The organism is Hydrogenophaga sp. 5NK40-0174, assembly GCF_040372165.1.
GTDB lineage: Bacteria > Pseudomonadota > Gammaproteobacteria > Burkholderiales > Burkholderiaceae_C > Hydrogenophaga.
The window spans coordinates 681,599-698,425 of record NZ_BAABWG010000002.1 but is presented as its reverse complement, the minus strand read 5'-3'; the positions used below and the strand labels follow the sequence as shown (position 1 = coordinate 698,425).

Genomic DNA, 16,827 nt, shown 5'->3' with positions numbered 1-16,827 from the left:
ACACACACTTGGCCAGAGTAAGGCTGGTACCGAGTGGCCCCGCATCGGGCGGGCGCATCTGCCATCGCACTCGTGACTTATGGCACGACCGGTTCGAAGAGGAGCGAAGCATGACGCAAAAAAAGGACAGGTGTTGGCCTGTCCCTTTCCTTCAATGGCAAACCAAAGCCTGCTTCAGCCCTTGAGCAAAGCCGACATGCTCTTGCACTGCTTCACGCCCAGTTTGCTGGCCAGCTCGAAGCCGTACTTGGAGCCTTTCTTGATGGCCTTGATGGCTGCTTTGTCGTGGCGCGCGGTGATTTTCTCGGGCGGGTCCATGCGTGGTTCTGGGGTCGGGTCTTGCCTTTTGCCCCCAGCAGCCCTGCGTGACGTTCATTGCTCCCATTCCGCCGTTTCCGCCGCTGTCATCAGCAGCTCAAACATCGGCTTCCATTCGGTGCTGATGGCCTTGGCAAAGGCTGCATCCACTTCGTTCTTGCCCATGGGGCTTGCTTCTTTGCTGTCGACTGGCCCCTGCGTTCTTTTCTTGCCCAGCCACACAGCGCTCTTGGAGAGCGTCACTTCGACAATGGAAGACATCAGGAAGAAGTGGTTGCCCTTGTGACCCATGACAGTGGGCACAGCGAACGCCTTGCCGCCAGGTTTCGTGCTCTCGTCAACCATCAGGGTGACGGCAGATTCGACGGACACGCCCTTCGATAGCGTTTTGTGCCGGTAGGGCACCAGATACACGGCCGTGTCTGGATAGATGATGGGGCGCATGTGGAGGTACATGCGCAGGTTGTTGAGCACGTACTCTCTTCCCATCTCATTTCTCATCGGATGGATGACGGCATCCTCGCTGGCACCGCCTTTCTCAGCCACAAAGTCGGCCAGGCGAAGAATGATCTGCCCACCTTTGCCATTCTTCAGCTGTGCACTTCCATCGTCGAGCTCGTAGGTCCACTCTGGCGGAAACGGCACACTGACGGCACGCGAATACAACCAAACGCGATCGTCCTCCTCGGCTCTGGAAGGCTGAGTGCCAATGGCAGTGACGCGAGGCGCTTGATCTGCTGACTGCGCCCATGCTTGACCGAAGAACAGACCGGCTAAGATCAACACAACACTGGCAAGCAAACACCGAGCGTTCAAGCGCAGTGGCAAGTTCCAATGATGTTGCCCAAATTCTGAATTTGGTCGCCGCTGTTGATGAGACGCTGACTTCTGTTTCAACAATGCCATCGTGATCTTCTGATTCGCCTCTGGCTGAGCTGGCTTCAAGAAACCCAGCCAACTCGCACCAACGGCGACCTCCTCTTTTGCTTCCTCACCACAATTGGAAACAAGCCTACCCCGCTTAGGGGATGATTCATCAGAGCGCCCTGTCAGCACCTACACAAAACAGATGAAGGTACTGGTGGGTTTCGATTTATGGACTCTTCAGAACCCTTCGCCACACTGGCGGGCTCGTGCCACAATCCCGCCGACTCAAACTCGGGACTTTTGGAAGCTCAGATGAAACACCGCATTGCCACGTTGACTTTGACCTCGACCTCGAAAGTTATGTTCGTCGTCGGTTTGGCCGCCCTACTCAGCGCTTGTGATTCGCGTTCTCCGGCATCGCCGGATCAGGCGCCACTGAATCCAGGCAGCGTGGCCAACGCAAGCATGGGCCAGCAAAGACTGTTGGACCAGCCACCCGGGGAGGCAGAGGTGCGCAGTGCTGCCCAGGCCAATGGCTGTGAGCTGATGGGCATTCAAAGCACGAACTGGCCAGACGATAGCTATCGAACGCCGGCCAGCTATGACGACGCCAAGGTGGTTTACGACGCAGCCTGCACACCCGCAGGCGCCCTGGAACCTCGGCGGGTCACGTATGAGGCACAGTTTGGGGCGGCGGTCAGAACCAATACCGGCGACTCCCAGCCGTTTTGGGAGCTGAGGCTCAACCAGCCTGTGAAGGGGGCTGCTGCTCCAACGGATGCACCACACGCCATGGCCGACAACAACAGCCAAACCAGCCAATCCAGTGAGACCAGCCCATCGTCGGGTGAGTTGTCGGGCGAACTGTCGGATGGCCCGGCGTGCAACGCCTTGCTCAAAACCGTTGCATCGCAGGTGATTCCGTGCGTTCAGGACATCGACGCCAGGGCGGCCGCACGCATCCAGTCGTGGCTGGATGTCACCGCGCAAGCGTCACGCATTCCCAGCGGAAGTGCAAACAAGGATTTCGCTGCGGTCAGAATCGATGAAGCCTGTCTTGGCTCATGGCAGACAGGAATGGCGCGAGACTTTCAAGGCAGCAGCCCTTTTGCAGCCTGTGCCCCGCAGTAAGCAGCCTTGACACTGTTTGATCGGGAGTTTGGGCTGCTCCCGAGATGGCTGTTTCCGGCAATCAGGGGAGGAAGACTCCCCTGATTCGCCAAGGCCATGCCCACATCAACAAAGCTTGGGATGGCAAGTGGCTGGCTCAGGATCAGAATCGCTGAGCGTTCGCACTGCAACGCGTTCTTTCTCCAAAGGAGATGCCAGCCATGAAAACGTCATTCACTTTTGCTGGGTGCAAGCACTGGCTGCTGATCGGGTGTGTGCTGCTTGCAGGGTGTGTCGAGCAGGTTTTCACAGACCCAGCTGTTGGCGTCGCAGAGACGCTAGAGACATATGAGTCCACGGCGTTCTGTGGCCGTCTATGGGAGCCTGTGTATCCATCCATCGAGCGGAGACCCGATGTACCCGGCAGGGTCATGGCGGGGTTCCTGACATTTTTCAACCCTGGCAGGCAACCCATCCCCTGTAACCGCCTGGCCATCGTGCGTGCGCAGGGTCAGTTCGAGTTCTCCGGAACGATTGACCCGGCGCTTCGCGGCAACATCGCCACCGCATTTCTGGAAGTGGTGTCGTTCGACCCCGTGTTTCCGATATCGGTCACCGAGGCCAAGCAATGGGGGCCTGCCGTTTCCGGAGGCTGGAGCGGAGAGACCCGCGCGCATTGCGGCTTCGTGGTTCGCACCTTCAACGCACGGGGCTGGCGCCCGGCCGAGTCAGGTGCCGAGCTACCCTGGCAGAACTCCACCGATTTGGCCATTGCCGGCAACAGCAGCCAGTTTCAGATACCACTGTCAGGCGTCAGACCAATCAACGTGACCTCCGAGATGCTGGCGAGCATCACGGGTGACACGTTCAGACTTCGTCTGACCATCGAGCCCTACGACCGCGCCATCAGGTCTCAGGCGAACAGTTCCTGCGCAGGGCGCTTTGAAGTGAGGCTGAGGCTGCTTGGCGAGAACCGGTAGGCGGCGGAGAGAGCAAGTGAGCAAGTGAGTGCGTGAGCCAGGGCCCAGAGGTGGCTGCTCCCGGGGCGCTGCTGGCCCCGGGCGCGAAGAAGTCTCCCCCGAAGTGGGAGCTGTTGTTGTCCTTGTTTCGTTGTTGTTGTTCTTCTTCTGTTTCTTGTTCTTCTTGGCGATCTTGGTGTTCTTTCAGGCCTTGCTCTTTTGCGTCAGTGGTAGGTCTCTTCCAGAATCTGGTGCATCTCCTGCTCCAGGCCCTTGGAAGGAATCACCACCATTTGTTTGCCGGCCACCTCGGCGGTGTAGCGCGGCATTTCGCTGGCATGCTGATAGGCTTCGCCGAGCTTGACCAGCACTTTGCCCATCTCGATGTCAGAGAGGCCGTGCTCCTGCGCAAACTCCCGGAGCCCGGTAACCTGCCCGTCGTGAATCCAGGCGATGCCAAAGCGTTTCGGTGGGTGGCCGAGAAACACGAAGGCTTCGTGTTCGGCGGGCACCACTTCCAGATGGCCGCTCACTTTGTGCACCAGCTCTTCCAGCGGCTCTCGAAGCTCGGTGATGGTGTCTCCCGCTTCGCTGCCAGCGGGCAGTGGCGGAAAGTCGTCCTTGTGTCCAAAGATCTTGTTCAGCAGTCCCATGTCGTTCTCCTTTCAGGTGAAGCCAACAGAGTCTGGCAGGCAGCAGGTCAACGGCCCGGCGAAGACACGCCAGTCATCCGGCCGCCAGACAACACCAGCCTAGACCCGGGGGCGGAATTGATCAAACGGGCACGGGGGATTTCTGCCGGGTTTCCCCTAGTTTTGACCGCGTTTTCCCTCACATGAACCGATGAGCGGCAGACACGGGGCACGCGGATCTGCTCGCCCCGTTTGCCGGGCTGGCCGTCAGGGACTGGGCCCTTGACGGCCAGCTACGCCACCTATGCCTTCAACATGGCCGACATGCTCTTGCACTGCTTCACGCCCAGCTTGCTGGCCAGCTCGAATCCGTACTGCGAACCTTTCCTGATGGCCTTGATGGCCGCTTTGTCGTGGCGCGCGGTAATTTTCTCGGGCGGGTCCATGAAGGCCTGGCGCATGGACACCAGGGCGGCGCCGAGCGCGACGTCCACAATGGGCATGGCGTCGAATACTGGCAGTGGTGGATCACCCTTCTCCAGCAGCTTTCGCACCACCGGGTCCCACGGGTCTAGCAAATCGATTTCGATGAACTCGCGCGCCCAGGAGAGTACCCACTGGAGCGACTGGCACTGGCTGGCGCGGCGGCCGAAAACGTCGCGGGCATGCGTGCCGATGTGCATGAGCGTCGAGGGAGAAATTCGCTCCAGTTCAACCTCCAGCGTGGTGAGCGTGGATTCCACCAGATGCTCGGTAAACAGGACTTCCCACCATACGTTTTGATTGAAGCACTGGTGGCGTTCTGGCGGTGCGATCCAGACACCGACGTTGGTGTAGTAGTTGCGAATTTTGGCGAGCACAGCCTGCCCTGCGGGTGAGCTAAGGAAGCCATCGTGCTTGCTGGGGTGGTCGGGGGCGTCTTCAAACTCGTCGAACAGGCCACCCTCGACCACGCCAATGAGGTTGACGTTGACGAAGTGGTGCCAGGTGGAGTCGCACGCCACGCGACCGACCCCACCAGCCCGGTGGCCGTCATAGGTACTGACCACATCGAAATTGTGGGGGTAGGTGGGTGTCTTGTTGGGGTTGGGGCCTGTAGACCGGGTCGTATTGCCCGCATTGACGTGGCCCGTGGCCACCACCTCGGGCACCACTTGCACACCGTTGCCGTCGTCCGGATATTCCGGTGCGCCCCCGAAAGACAGGTTCAGATCGGGTGGCACGCGCACCTCACCTTCGTGAGGGTGATCGGGAAATACATTGATGCGCCCCGTGCGGCCGCACATCACAGGGTGCGGGTAGCGCGCCTTGCGGAAGACACCCACCCAGGAGGAATAAAGCTTCAGGTCAAGCGGCTGCGGCACATCGTCGCTTTGGTCGCTGAATGACAGTCCGGTATCGTGACCTTCCTGGTTGGAGTCGTTGCGCTTCGGCCCTTTCATGCTGACCTGGTTTTGATCGTCTTCGGAGCTGGGAAAGTCGTTCCAGTAGCGCATGTTGCGCACACGGGGGATCGCACCGCACAAGGCGTTGCCCAGCTTGCCGTGGTCGCCCGTGGCGAAGACACCGCCGCCACGCTGCATGTGTTCGTGAATGGCGGCCAGCTCGGCCGGCGCGAGGTGCGGCCCCCGACCATTGCTGTTGGAGTAGCTTGGATCGACACCAAAAAGCCAGACCTCGTCATACATGTCCGCGGTGAAGTGGCTGGCGTTGTCGAAGCGGAACTGCTTGATGCGCCGGGCGATACCGGCCTCGCCGTCGAGCATCTGCGCATCTGTGACCGGCTTGATGTGCGCGAGCGTGAGCTCAAAACGAATGCGGCTCGGCGCATGGTCCTTGAGGCTGCGCACAAAGGTGGACAGGCCGAAATCGCCTTCACCGAAGTCGAGGCCACCGTCCGTGACGAGCAGAACCTTGACGGTACAGCGGCGCCACCAGGGGTAGAACGTTTCAGGGTTTCGCTTGAACTCGAGCCGCCTCAGGCGGTTGGCCTCGATGAGTTCGCGCGTGGCCAGGCTCGCGCCCGAAAGAGCGGAGGAGGATAAGAAAGAGGCATTGGCCAGCGCCGGGCGCCGGGCATCGGTATCCAAAGGCATATCAGGGTCTCCATGAATCGAAGCTGCCAGGAAAAGATGGTGTGGGTGAGGAGCGTGCGCGCTGCACAGTGGCCGAACCGGGCAACTTCAAACAGGCAGTCAGCCTTCAGCACGCAGCCGTCTTCGTTCGCGATGTCTTCTTCTTTGGTGGGTTGCGCACGTGCTTCGCACGTCGTGCCAGGCCGGCCCTGCTCCGGCTGACGAGGGCAAATCTATGCCGGATGCCTGTGGGTGGCATCCCCTTGCAAGATGAGCCAAAGAAGGAGAGACACACGGGCACGCACGCCACAGCCCCCGCGTAACGCGGCCTCAGCGCCCCATGGGTTCGGAGCGCCTCCTCAAGGCGTGGGAATCCATCCGGATGATGTTCCTGGGGATGGGGATGGGGTTGCTGGTACTGGAGCCGGTACCAGGGCGAGGGCTACTGCTGGCGGCCGGTGCCGCTGTCTGCCGCCGTCTTCGCCCGCATCTTGGCTGCGATGTACTCGCCGTGCGTCACGTGCAGCAGGCCTGCCACCTTGCTGATGACGTGGTTCTCGTGCGCATCGAGGTGCGCATCGGCATAGGCCACGTGCCACAGGCTCTCCACGAGCTCGACCTTCTTGGGGTGCGTGAAACGCTCGTTGATCTGGCTGGTGAAAGCATGAAAGTCGTTGGCGGTCCGGGCCGTCTCCTGGGCATGGGCCATGAGTTCTTCCAGCGCTTGCGCAGGCAGGTCGAAGCGCGACCTGAGCGCACCGAGCACAGCCTGCTTCTCTTCACGGCCGATGTCGTGGTCTGCCCGCATCACTTCAACCAGCAGCACTGCCGTAGCGAGGTGCAAGGCCCTGGCCTGCTCCTCTGCCGTGGGTGCCACTTGTGGCGAGAGCGCATTGTCGAGCAGTTCTTTCAGGGTTCGGAGCATGGCGGTGTTCTTGGGCTTCTGTTCAGGTCGGGGTCTATCAATCGGTGTGGGGCGGAGACCGTATGGGCGATACGAGACGATCGTGTGAAACGGTCTCCAATGGCCTTTGACGGATTCGCGTGAGGCCTGGTTGGTTCCCCTGTGCGCACGACTGTGCGTCCGACCGAGCCCATTTCACACACAGGATACAGCGCGAGGCACAGACGCAAGACAAAGGCCCCGCAAGCGGGGCCTTTGGTTTGGGGTGCGACCGTTCCATCAGACGCCTTTCGCGCCTTGCAGGTCAGTGGTGCATCACCTGCTTGAGCGCCGCCGCCAGTTCGGACGCCATGAATTTGGCCACATAGGCGTCTGCTCCCACCGAGGCCACATGCCCTTCGTTGGTGGTGCCGGTGAGCGAAGAGTGGATCACCACCGGAATGTTCTTGAAGCGTGCATCCTGCTTGATGTTGCGCGTGAGCGTGAATCCATCCATCACAGGCATTTCCAGATCGGTCAGCACCAGTGCAACCTTGTCCCTGGCGGTGCCGCCGGCCGCATGTGCCTCGGCTTCAATGGCCTGGATGCGTTCCCAGGCTTCCTGCCCTGTCTTGGTCATGACAAACGGAACGCCCATCGCGGTCAGGCCTTGCTCGATCATCATGCGGGCCACGGGGGAGTCATCTGCGGCCAGCACAAAGGTTCCGTCGGGCAGCTTGACGCTGTCCTTCATGTCCTCATCGATGGTCTCTTGCACATTGCCCGGGAAGACGTTGCGGAGAATCTGCTCGACGTCGAGCACCTGAACCAGGCTGACCTGTTCGTCTTCGCCCTTGATCTTGGCGATGCTGGTGACCAGATCGCCACCATTGCCTTCGGCGGCCAGCACGTTGCTCCATTCGAGCCGCACGATCTCAGCGACCTCTTCCACCGCAAAGGCCTGGGTGGAGCGGGCGTACTCTGTCACCAGCAGGATGTTGTGGCCGCGCTTGGGGTTGCAGCCCACCATGGCTGGGAGGTCAATGACGGGAATCACCTGCCCCCGGATGTCGGCCACCCCCAGCACTTGAGGTGACGAGTTGGCCACCTTGGTGATCTTGGGCATGACCAGCAGCTCCCGCACCTTGAACACGTTGATACCAAAGAGCTCGCGGCGGTCACTTCCCGGCGCCTCGCCCAGGCGAAACAGCATCAGTTCGAACTGATTGTTGGACGTGAGATTGGTACGCTCGTTGACGTCGTGCAGGGTGTTGATCATGCTGGCTGACATAGATGGCTCCGGTAGGCTCCAGTGGGTTCCGGTGGACAATCCACGCAGATTAAGCCTTCTATATCGGCACGAAATGGCCCATGAATGAGGGGAAATCCCCTTAATTCATAGGTTTTCGTTCCTGGGCAGCATTCAACAGCGCCTGGCGGACGGCATCGAGGCGTGAAAGCCTCTCAGTGTGCATGCGGGAGATGGGCTCCCACTCGGCTACGCGATCCGCTTCCAGTGCCTGGCGGCGCTCTGCCAGACGCTTTTCATCCAGACCCATGCCCGGCCAGATCGCCTCCCGCGCTTCTTTCAGGTGCTGCTCATGCTCCTGATGCGCCAGGGCAGACTGTGACTGTGCCAGCTTGAGCAGTTCGCCCGCACGCTTCACAGCATGGGTGCCATGCTGATCCTGTGCCAGCGGCGAAACGCCTTGGGCAAGCAGCCAGCGTACGCGGTCCAGTACTGACGAGCCGTAGGCCTGCTCAACGGTCATCAGCATGAGGTTGGCGCCACTGTCGTCCTTGAAGCCCAGGTTTGCGCCACTGGCCAACAAAAAATCGAGCACGTCTGAGCGGGTGGCAAGTGCCAGTGCCGGCCCATAGGTCGCGGCGTACTTCTGCTCGCGCTGATCGAGCTTGCCGCCCTTGGCGACCAGAAGCCTGAGCGCCGGCAGATCATTTCCCGCCGCTGCGAACAGTGTGGGGGACAACTGGGCTGCACCAAGCAGGCCACTGTCTTCCGAGAGCAGGTTGGGATCAGCCCCTGCTTCGAGAAGCAGCGCAAGACTCTCGAGCCGGTCCGGTGGGAGCCGCGTGCCGGACACGTGGGGTCCGTCGATGAAGAAGCGCAAAACAGACCCGCCTGCTGCACCCACCAGGAAGTCCCGGGTGCTGTCGTACGACCTGGCTGCTTGGTAGCTACCACCTTTGGTGATGTAGTCGGCCACTTCAGGCGCGGACAGTTCGCCTTGCACCATCTTCCGGGCATAGTCACGCAGCTCAGAGCGGTGCTTGAGGGCCGCCAGTGCCCCACCAGGCTTCACCACTTCAGGCGCGCCCGAACTGCCTTGCGAGAGAGCCGGCGTCACGCAAAGTGCCAGACTCAGCGCCGTGCCTACCAAAACCGCCATCCACGGGGTGCTGGTGGCTCCAGTGCATGGCCTTTCGCCGGCCGCCCCGCAAATTCGTTCCATACTCACTCCCGCTCTTCATGTATGACATGCGGGAATGATGACACACGCCTGTAGAGGGCTGGTCAGCGCTCTGAATCAATGGCGCTCAGGCACTTGCTCTGACGCATCACCCCACGTGCGATTGATGCGGCGACCCCGCTGCACAGCCGGACGCTCGGCAATGGACGCTGCCCAGCGCTGCACGTGCTTGTACTCGTGCACCGAGAGGAACTCGCCTGCCTCGTAGGCTTTGCCCTCGACCATGTTGCCGTACCAGGGGTAGATGGCGATGTCGGCGATGGAGTATTCGTCGCCCGCCATATAGGACTTGTCAGCCAGGTGCCGGTTGAGCACGTCGAGCTGGCGCTTGGTTTCCATGGCAAAGCGGTTGATTGGGTACTCGAACTTCTCGGGTGCATAGGCATAGAAGTGGCCAAATCCACCACCCACATAAGGGGCTGAGCCCATTTGCCAGAACAGCCAGTTCAGCGTTTCGGTGCGCTTGGCAAAGTCCTTGGGCAAAAAGGCTCTGAACTTTTCGGCCAGGTACAGCAGGATCGCGCCGGACTCGAACACTCGGGTGGGTGTTTCGGTACTGCGGTCGAGCAGGGCCGGGATCTTGGAGTTGGGGTTGACTTCGACAAAGCCGCTGGAGAACTGATCGCCCTCGCTGATCTTGATGAGCCATGCGTCGTACTCGGCGCCAGTGTGGCCCTGGGCCAGCAACTCTTCAAGCATCACCGTCACCTTCACGCCGTTGGGCGTGCCCATGGAATAGAGCTGCAGCGGGTGCTTGCCCACCGGCAGTTCTTTCTCGTGCGTCGGTCCGGCAATGGGGCGGTTGATGTTGGCGAATTTGCCGCCACTGGCCTGATCCCAGGTCCAGACGGCAGGAGGGGTGTAGGGGGTGGTTTTGGTGCTCATGGCTGCGATCCTAGGGCACAGGAGCAAATCCCTTCAGCAAACGTGTGTAACCCGATTGGCAGCTGAAAAGTCAGGGTGAGGACGGCTCACACCCATCACACCCATCGCACCCATCACACCACCCAGGCCACTCATTGGTCGACCGCAACCGTTGTTTTTTACCCGGGTAATATTGACGCAACATTATTACCCGGGTAATAATTAGCTGTCTGACGGGCGCCAGGAAGATTCCTGCCGCTTGACGAGGCCACCCGCCTCGCCGTCAGCCACCTAAGACCCAACTTTTCTCAACAAAGGAGATACACATGTCTGAAATCAAAAACCCCTCTCTTCCCACTGCTGCAGGGCCACCAGCGACCCAGCTGGAAACGCGCAGCGTGGCCTTGCTGCCCCGACAATGGGCATGGCTCGATGCGCAGCCGCGAAGCGCTGGTGCCAGCTTGCGCCAATTGGTGAACAACGCCCGACGTGACGTGCATGGAAGGCACCGAGCCGAACGCCTGAAGGAAGACTGCTATTACCTGATGCGCGACCTTGCCGGCGACCGGCCCCACTTCGAAGAAGCCTGTCGCGCGCTGTTTGGCGGCGACCTCTTCCGACTGGGCTCGCTGGCAGATGGCTGGCCACCAGAAGTGGCGCAGCCGATCACCGATTTGGCAGCGCAAGCGTGGAACCCCCTCCATGGACAAGGTTGACCGCAAAGCCAGGGTGCAGGCCTACAAACTGGCGTTCCCGGAGATGGGCATATACGCCGTTCGGAACCTGCAATCGGGGCGGCAGCTGATTGGCATGAGCACCAACCTCCCGGGTTCCTTGAACCGGCACCGAACCGAACTTCGCTTTGGGAGCCACCGCAATCCAGCCTTGATGAGCGACTGGAAAGCAATGGGTGAAAGCCGGTTCGCATTCGAAGTGCTTGAGCAGTTGAAGGAACAGGCCGACCCTGGCTTCAACTACCGTGCGGAACTGGAGCGCAGGCTGGAAGCATGGCAGCAGCGGATGCCCTCAGGCTCTGACGCTTCATACCTGTGACCCCTCGGACTGGCACTGCACGCCCGCCTGCCTGCCGGCTCGTTCGCATACATACTCCTAGGTGTATAGTGGGCCTTTCGCCCCCGTTCGACCAGCGTGTCTGCATCACCGAAGGAAAACATGGATATCGAGAGCTTTTTCCGCCAGTACTGGCCACTCATGGCGCTGGCAACCTGGTTCGGCTACAAGTGGTGGAGCGCACAGCGTGTCAAAGGGCAACTGCCCGCACTGAAGGCTCAGGGCGCCGTGCTGGTGGACGTGCGTTCGCCCGCAGAATTCGCCGCAGGCAGTGCACCGGATGCGATGAACATTCCGCTGCAGGAGCTGGGTCAGCGCCTCGGTGAAATACCGACCAACGTGCCGGTGGTGCTGTGCTGCGCCAGTGGCACGCGAAGCGGCATGGCGCGCTTGATGCTCAAGAAGAACGGCTATGCCAACGTGTTCAACATCGGCAAATGGACCAACCTCATGTCCTGAGCTGATCCGTCAGGAGAGGCCCGACGTCAGGCCTCGACCCTGACGCCCTTCCAGAAAGCCACGCGGCCACGGATCTCTTCGGCCTCAGGCTTGGGGTCCGGGTAATACCAGGCGGCGTCCGGATTGAGCTCCCCGTTGACCAGCAGGGAATAGTACTGGGCCTGCCCCTTCCAGGGGCAGGTGGTCCGGTGGTTGCTGAAGGTCACCACGTCCCGGTTGAGGGAATCTTCGGGGAAATAGTGGTTACCTTCGAGCAAGACGGTGTCGTCGCTTTCGGCGATCACGGCGCCGTTCCAGGTGGCTTTCATGGCCTGAACTCCTTGGCTTCGGGCCAGCCGACCCGAAGGCTTACTTGTATCGCTCCTTGCCCTTGGGCATGACGGAGGTGACGGGTGCGACCGGACGGTCCGAGACCACCGGCCCTTTGGGTGCACCAAGGTCCTTTTTCGGTTTCTTCACCATTTTCTGGCTACGCTGCTCTTTGCCCATGATGGCTCCTTTGAACACCGCAATGTGCGGCAATTGGCGCCATGGTAATTCAAAGCCGGCAGAAACGCACCGGGCGATTCATGGACCTGGAGACAGGTGTTGCTGGCCCGCCAATCAGCCGAAGCTCTGCTGCTGCGCCATCTGACCCATGCGCTTTCCGGCCTCGTGAAATTCGCGGACCATGCCGTCGATGATTTGTGCTGCCGTCTTCACTTCGTGAATCAGCGCCGCGCTTTGTCCGGCCAGTGCAGGCGCGGCTTCCATGTCACCTTCAAAGTACACCCGCTGGATGCCCGCAAAGGTGTCGGGCGGCATGGTGCCGGCTGCATGGATGGCGGCAGTCCGCTCAGACTTGAGTGCACGAATGCACGGGCTGGACTGACGATTGAGCACCCAGGTGCCCGTGTCCCCTGCCTCGACAATGGCCTGTTTGAAGTTGTGGTGCACAGGGCTCTCGGCGCAGGCCACAAAGCGCGTCCCCATTTGCACCGCCTCTGCGCCCAGCGCAAAAGCAGCAGCCATGCCGCGGCCATCCACAATGCCGCCCGCTGCCACCAGCGGCACATCCACGCGCGCCCGGATGGCCTGGAGCAACACAAGGGTGGACACTTCTTCCGGGTTCTTGAAGCCGCCACCCTCCGCACCTTCGACCACCAGGCCATCAATGCCGGCGTCCGCGCACTTGAGCGCGGCGTCCAGCGTAGGTACTGCGTGATACACCGTGATGCCAGCCGACTTGAGTGGAGCAATGAACTTGGCGGGGCTTCCAGCGGATGTGGTGACGAAGCGCACACCCGACTCACAGACAAAACGCAGCATGGCGTCGTCCTTGAGGAACCTGATGGGCAGGTTCACGCCAAAAGGCAGGCCGGTTTCGGCCATTTTGGTGATTTCAGCCTGACAATTGGCCGTTTCACCCGAAGACGTTTCGATGATGCCCAGCCCGCCCGCGCGCGACACCGCTGAGGCCAGGGGTGCACGGGCGATCCAGCCCATGGGCGCCTGGATGATGGGGTAGCGTGCGCCGGAGTGTGCGAGGAATCGGTTGCGGGGCTGGGAGATGGTGTCGGTCATGCAGCAGCGGTTGTGGTGAATGTGAAGGAAGGAAGGATCGAAGTGCCTGGTTCAGCGCTCCGACCATTCTTCAGCCGACCGCCCGCATGACGTGTCACACCGGTTACGCAGCCAGGACAGCAGCGATGGCCGCCAGCGCTGGCAATGTCTGGATGAACAGAATGCGCCGGCTGGCCGTGGCCGCACCGTAGACACCTGCTACAGCCACGCAACCCAGCACAAACAGCAAACCTCCCCTGTCGCCGAACCAGAGTGCCCAGCCAATGCCCGCCGCGAGAAACCCGTTGTAAAGACCCTGGTTCGCCGCCAGCACCTTGGTTGCCGTCGCGAATGAGGGTTCAAGCCCGAAGGCCTTGTGGCCCGTGGGCGTGTCCCAGAGAAACATCTCCAGCACCAGGATGTAGACATGGATGGCGCCAACGAGCAACGAGAGAACAAGAGCAATTGTGGACATCGGGATTTCTGAGTATTGATGCAAGACGGCAATGCAGGGCGGCGGACGCTGTGCAGAAGCAAGCCCGCAAAGCCTAACAGTTCACCGGGCAGCATAGTGCATGGCGCAGACGACCAGCCTGTGCACTGGCTCGATAGTTGCTATGGCTACCCCATGAAGACCTTTATCCGCATTGCCGAAGTCTGGGTCCCCACGGCCGACGGTGCTTCGCTTGAACTCTCCAGCGGGCTGTTCCCCGATGCGCGTGCGTTTGAAGTCATGACCCGGCAGATGATCTTCGCCCGTGGTGAAGGACTTCCAGGGCGATCCTGGGATCAGGGCCACCCGATCATGATGCGGGAGCTCAGCGGCACCTATTTCAAACGTGCGGCAGCCGCCCGGGCGATCGACCTGACCTGCGCGGTGGCCTTGCCAGTCTTCCAGGACCGTCAATTGCGCTGCGTGGTCGTGCTGCTCATGGGCGGGGCCTTGTCCTCCATTGGCACCGTGGAGCTCTGGCACAACGACGCCCGCATTGGGCCCGATCTATCCCTGGCGGAAGGCTATTTCGGCTCTTCGCCCAAGGCCGCAGAACTCGAAGCCCTGACGCGCGACGGATGGCTGCCTCGGGGGACCGGCATACCCGGGCTGGCATGGCAGAAGGGCCAGGCGATCTGCGTCAGCGATGTGGCGGAGTCCAGGCATTTTCTTCGCAAGGAGCTGGCACAAGCCATCGGCATCGGCCGCGCCATGGCCATGCCGTGCAGTCCCAAGGGCACTGATACCTGGGTGTTTTCCTTGCTGTCGGCGGAGGAAACGCCCGTCGCCTTGCGAACAGAGGTCTGGCGCAAGCACACGTCCAGCAAGAACAAGCTGACGCTTTCTGGCGGCTTCTGCGAACAGCAAGGACATCTGGCCGACGGCACCACGCACAGCATTGAGGCACCCAGCCCCATTGCAGAGGCATGGCGCACCGCAGTGGCGCAGGCTCAGTTCCTGACCGAAGACAAAGCCCCGGCGCCAGGCATAGCGTCTGTGCTGGCCATGCCGGTGCTGGTAGACGATGTGCTGGAAGAGGTAGTGGCCTTGTATTTCTAGAGCAGTGTGCATACCCCCTTGAGCGGCTGCCCAGTTGGGGGAAATTGGCGCTCCGCCAACGCGGCGCACTTAGCGCAGCCGAACAACACCGGAGATTTTCCAGTCGCCCGCTTCTGACTCATTCAGCTGAAAGCCCACCATTGCCCAACTCGCATATGGAAACAAGGGGCCCATCGGGTCAGGCGTTGCGAAAAACTGGTCCTCCCCGCTGCGCCGAACAATCCAGCGAAAGTTGGAGCTCCAGTCACGATCAGCAGATTCAGCCAGCAGCTTCTCAAAGTGGGCAGAATCAGGCGACAGTTTGACTGGCACGTAGCCTGTCCGGACCATCAGCCGAAGCGAACCCGCATCCATGGCGGTTCGCCAGGTGCCCTCGAGCTCGTCCTCGAGAATCTGATCGCGCAACTCATCCAGCCGCCGCTTCTGCTCACGGGACTTACCGTGCCGACGATTCAGAAACTCTGCCTTCAGGTCGTCTATCAGAAACAGCCTGATGCTCTGGGCAAGTTTCTCGTGATCTATGCCTGAGACTACCGTTGGCAAGTCCTTCTTCATGGCTGCCTCATTGACCGTCTTCATCGCTTCATGTGGTGTCTCAAGACCTGACGGTTGAGATGGCGCCATGCCTGACCACCACCAGACGACCAGACCTGCGAGCACAAGGCCGATCACGACCCCTTTGATGCCTTTGAACATGCAAACCTCCCTCCCTAACTTGCACAGACCATTCTAGGTCCATGTCCTCCAGGGGAAATCGGGAAGGCTGTGGACAGGACACTCGGTCTTTCTCTGTAGCGATCAGCCGTATGCGAGAAGGCAGCTAGCCCCATGCTCCCCGAGCGCACCATGCGCAATAGACCCGCATGGCGCCACGCCCATCCTTTGCACAACAACGCAAGCCATGGGCAGGGCCGATAATGGCCGCCCATGAATGCATCGACTGTTTCTTCTTCGCCAGGCTGGCTGGAAATGCTGTTTCCTCTGGGCTGGACGCACTACCTGGTGGGTGGCCTCTGCATCGGCCTGGGCGTAGCACTCCTGTTCTGGGCAACGGGCCGCATTGGCGGCATGAGCTCCGTGTACAGCAGCACCTGGTCATTCGTGATCAGGCGTCCGTTCTTTCAACAAGCCCGATTCACCGGCTCGCGCCAATGGCGCCTGGTCTACGCGGCCGGCCTGATGCTCGGTGCGCTGGTGTGGTGGCTGTTCTTTTCTGACGGCACTGCGTCCTCTACCCAGGTGCCTGTGTGGCAACTCCTGGTGGGCGGATTCCTGGTTGGCTATGGTGCACGGCGCGGCAATGGCTGCACCTCCGGGCATGGCATCTGTGGAATGGGCGCACTGCAGTGGCCTTCTGCCCTGGCAGTCCTGACCTTCATGGCCACTGCCTTTATCACCGCCAATCTGATGGCCTGGATCACTGCATGACAACCGCTACCCCTGCACTCAGATTCACGGGCGCCCAGCTCGCCTCCCGCGAGCTCTTCACCCTCTTCGCCGGCATGCTGTTCGGCTTTGGGCTGTCCTATGCCACCATGATCCGCCCCGAGGTGGTGTTGAGCTTTCTGCGCTTTGAAGACTGGGGCCTGATGCTGGTCATGGGTGGCGCCGTCTGCGTCGCCATGCTGGCTTACAAGGTCTTGCCCCGGCTGGTGCAAAGACCGTTGCTCGACGACCATTTTCATCACCACCCATCCAGCTGGAACCGGGATACCCTGACCGGCGCAGCCACATTCGGCATTGGCTGGGGTATCTGCGGCGTTTGCCCCGGTCCGGCCATTGCTGGCCTGGGCGCAGGCAACCTGGACCTGATGTGGGCGGTGGCAGGGATTGCAATGGGCGCACTGGTTCACGGCAGTACCCAGGACTGAAGCGGCTGAGGCTCTCGTGGGCCCAGCCCGATTTGGCGTGTTTGTTCAAGCCGGACCACCGACGGGTTAAGACAATGCGCGGCAGTCGCTGTCACGCCTGCGTCACGCACCTGGGCAGAACAAGCACAGGGAGAC

General features: G+C 60.9%; 21 protein-coding genes. 8 read left to right on the top strand and 13 right to left on the bottom strand.

The features are described 5' to 3' along the window. Nucleotides 1–174 precede the first annotated feature (174 nt). Complete coding sequence (locus tag ABWV89_RS08985; protein WP_353395924.1) at nt 175–318, bottom strand: hypothetical protein; 144 nt, start codon at nt 316–318, stop codon at nt 175–177. Between the two features lie 54 nt (nt 319–372). Further along, entirely contained in the window at nt 373–1,104 is a 732-nt protein-coding gene (locus ABWV89_RS08980) for a hypothetical protein (RefSeq protein WP_353395923.1), read from the bottom strand. Between the two features lie 546 nt (nt 1,105–1,650). On the opposite strand from ABWV89_RS08980, the gene ABWV89_RS08975 reads away from it, so the two are divergent. Next, nucleotides 1,651–2,316, top strand: coding sequence for a hypothetical protein (locus tag ABWV89_RS08975; protein WP_353395922.1), 666 nt, complete (start codon nt 1,651–1,653; stop codon nt 2,314–2,316). A 200-nt stretch (nt 2,317–2,516) separates the two neighbouring features. Further along, nucleotides 2,517–3,275 (top strand): hypothetical protein, encoded by a 759-nt coding sequence (locus tag ABWV89_RS08970; protein ID WP_353395921.1) that lies wholly within the window; start codon nt 2,517–2,519, stop codon nt 3,273–3,275. A 203-nt stretch (nt 3,276–3,478) separates the two neighbouring features. Here ABWV89_RS08970 and ABWV89_RS08965 read toward each other — a convergent pair whose 3' ends face one another. The 6 genes from ABWV89_RS08965 to yghU form a co-directional block, all read right to left on the bottom strand. Beyond that, on the bottom strand, nt 3,479–3,907 hold the full coding sequence (locus tag ABWV89_RS08965; protein ID WP_353395920.1) for a hypothetical protein: 429 nt from the start codon (nt 3,905–3,907) through the stop codon (nt 3,479–3,481). A gap of 281 nt (nt 3,908–4,188) precedes the next feature. Continuing rightward, complete coding sequence (locus ABWV89_RS08960) at nt 4,189–5,982, bottom strand: hypothetical protein (protein WP_353395919.1); 1,794 nt, start codon at nt 5,980–5,982, stop codon at nt 4,189–4,191. Between the two features lie 421 nt (nt 5,983–6,403). Then, complete coding sequence (locus ABWV89_RS08955; RefSeq protein ID WP_353395918.1) at nt 6,404–6,886, bottom strand: tellurite resistance TerB family protein; 483 nt, start codon at nt 6,884–6,886, stop codon at nt 6,404–6,406. Nucleotides 6,887–7,169: 283 nt separating this feature from the next. Then, nucleotides 7,170–8,135: a chemotaxis protein gene (locus ABWV89_RS08950; RefSeq protein WP_353395917.1), complete on the bottom strand. Its 966-nt coding sequence runs from the start codon at nt 8,133–8,135 to the stop codon at nt 7,170–7,172. A 100-nt stretch (nt 8,136–8,235) separates the two neighbouring features. After that, nucleotides 8,236–9,252 (bottom strand): ankyrin repeat domain-containing protein, encoded by a 1,017-nt coding sequence (locus tag ABWV89_RS08945; protein ID WP_353395916.1) that lies wholly within the window; start codon nt 9,250–9,252, stop codon nt 8,236–8,238. Nucleotides 9,253–9,390: 138 nt separating this feature from the next. Next, on the bottom strand, nt 9,391–10,218 hold the full coding sequence (gene yghU, locus ABWV89_RS08940; RefSeq protein WP_353395915.1) for a glutathione-dependent disulfide-bond oxidoreductase: 828 nt from the start codon (nt 10,216–10,218) through the stop codon (nt 9,391–9,393). Nucleotides 10,219–10,523: 305 nt separating this feature from the next. Here yghU and ABWV89_RS08935 point away from each other — a divergent pair, with 305 nt between their 5' ends. From ABWV89_RS08935 to ABWV89_RS08925, 3 genes are all read left to right on the top strand, one after another. Beyond that, nucleotides 10,524–10,913 carry a DUF2239 family protein gene (locus ABWV89_RS08935; protein ID WP_353395914.1) on the top strand — a complete coding sequence of 130 codons (390 nt, stop codon included), beginning with the start codon at nt 10,524–10,526 and terminating at the stop codon, nt 10,911–10,913. After that, complete coding sequence (locus ABWV89_RS08930) at nt 10,900–11,250, top strand: GIY-YIG nuclease family protein (protein ID WP_353395913.1); 351 nt, start codon at nt 10,900–10,902, stop codon at nt 11,248–11,250. Before ABWV89_RS08935 ends, ABWV89_RS08930 begins: the two co-directional genes overlap by 14 nt. Nucleotides 11,251–11,370: 120 nt before the next feature. Then, nucleotides 11,371–11,727, top strand: coding sequence for a rhodanese-like domain-containing protein (locus ABWV89_RS08925; protein WP_353395912.1), 357 nt, complete (start codon nt 11,371–11,373; stop codon nt 11,725–11,727). Between the two features lie 26 nt (nt 11,728–11,753). On the opposite strand, the gene ABWV89_RS08920 is transcribed toward ABWV89_RS08925, so the two are convergent. From ABWV89_RS08920 to ABWV89_RS08905, 4 genes are all read right to left on the bottom strand, one after another. After that, on the bottom strand, nt 11,754–12,035 hold the full coding sequence (locus ABWV89_RS08920; protein ID WP_353395910.1) for a DUF427 domain-containing protein: 282 nt from the start codon (nt 12,033–12,035) through the stop codon (nt 11,754–11,756). A 40-nt stretch (nt 12,036–12,075) separates the two neighbouring features. Beyond that, nucleotides 12,076–12,216, bottom strand: a complete 141-nt coding sequence (locus ABWV89_RS08915; protein ID WP_353395909.1) for a hypothetical protein — start codon at nt 12,214–12,216, stop codon at nt 12,076–12,078. A 114-nt stretch (nt 12,217–12,330) separates the two neighbouring features. After that, nucleotides 12,331–13,290 (bottom strand): NAD(P)H-dependent flavin oxidoreductase, encoded by a 960-nt coding sequence (locus ABWV89_RS08910; protein ID WP_353395908.1) that lies wholly within the window; start codon nt 13,288–13,290, stop codon nt 12,331–12,333. A 103-nt stretch (nt 13,291–13,393) separates the two neighbouring features. After that, the gene (locus ABWV89_RS08905; RefSeq protein ID WP_353395907.1) at nt 13,394–13,744 is read right to left on the bottom strand and encodes a DUF1304 domain-containing protein; all 351 of its coding nucleotides are present in this window, start codon (nt 13,742–13,744) and stop codon (nt 13,394–13,396) included. A gap of 153 nt (nt 13,745–13,897) precedes the next feature. On the opposite strand from ABWV89_RS08905, the gene ABWV89_RS08900 reads away from it, so the two are divergent. Then, nucleotides 13,898–14,821, top strand: a complete 924-nt coding sequence (locus tag ABWV89_RS08900; protein ID WP_353395906.1) for a hypothetical protein — start codon at nt 13,898–13,900, stop codon at nt 14,819–14,821. Nucleotides 14,822–14,890: 69 nt separating this feature from the next. Here the strand turns inward: ABWV89_RS08900 and ABWV89_RS08895 are convergent, their stop codons facing one another. Next, nucleotides 14,891–15,517, bottom strand: a complete 627-nt coding sequence (locus tag ABWV89_RS08895; RefSeq protein ID WP_353395905.1) for a hypothetical protein — start codon at nt 15,515–15,517, stop codon at nt 14,891–14,893. A gap of 231 nt (nt 15,518–15,748) precedes the next feature. Here ABWV89_RS08895 and ABWV89_RS08890 point away from each other — a divergent pair, with 231 nt between their 5' ends. Then, a complete protein-coding gene (locus ABWV89_RS08890; RefSeq protein WP_353395904.1) occupies nt 15,749–16,249 on the top strand; it encodes a YeeE/YedE family protein in 501 nt (166 codons plus the stop codon). Next, the gene (locus ABWV89_RS08885) at nt 16,246–16,692 is read left to right on the top strand and encodes a DUF6691 family protein (RefSeq protein WP_353395903.1); all 447 of its coding nucleotides are present in this window, start codon (nt 16,246–16,248) and stop codon (nt 16,690–16,692) included. The genes ABWV89_RS08890 and ABWV89_RS08885 overlap by 4 nt, the downstream gene beginning before the upstream one ends. The last annotated feature ends 135 nt before the right edge of the window (nt 16,693–16,827 follow it).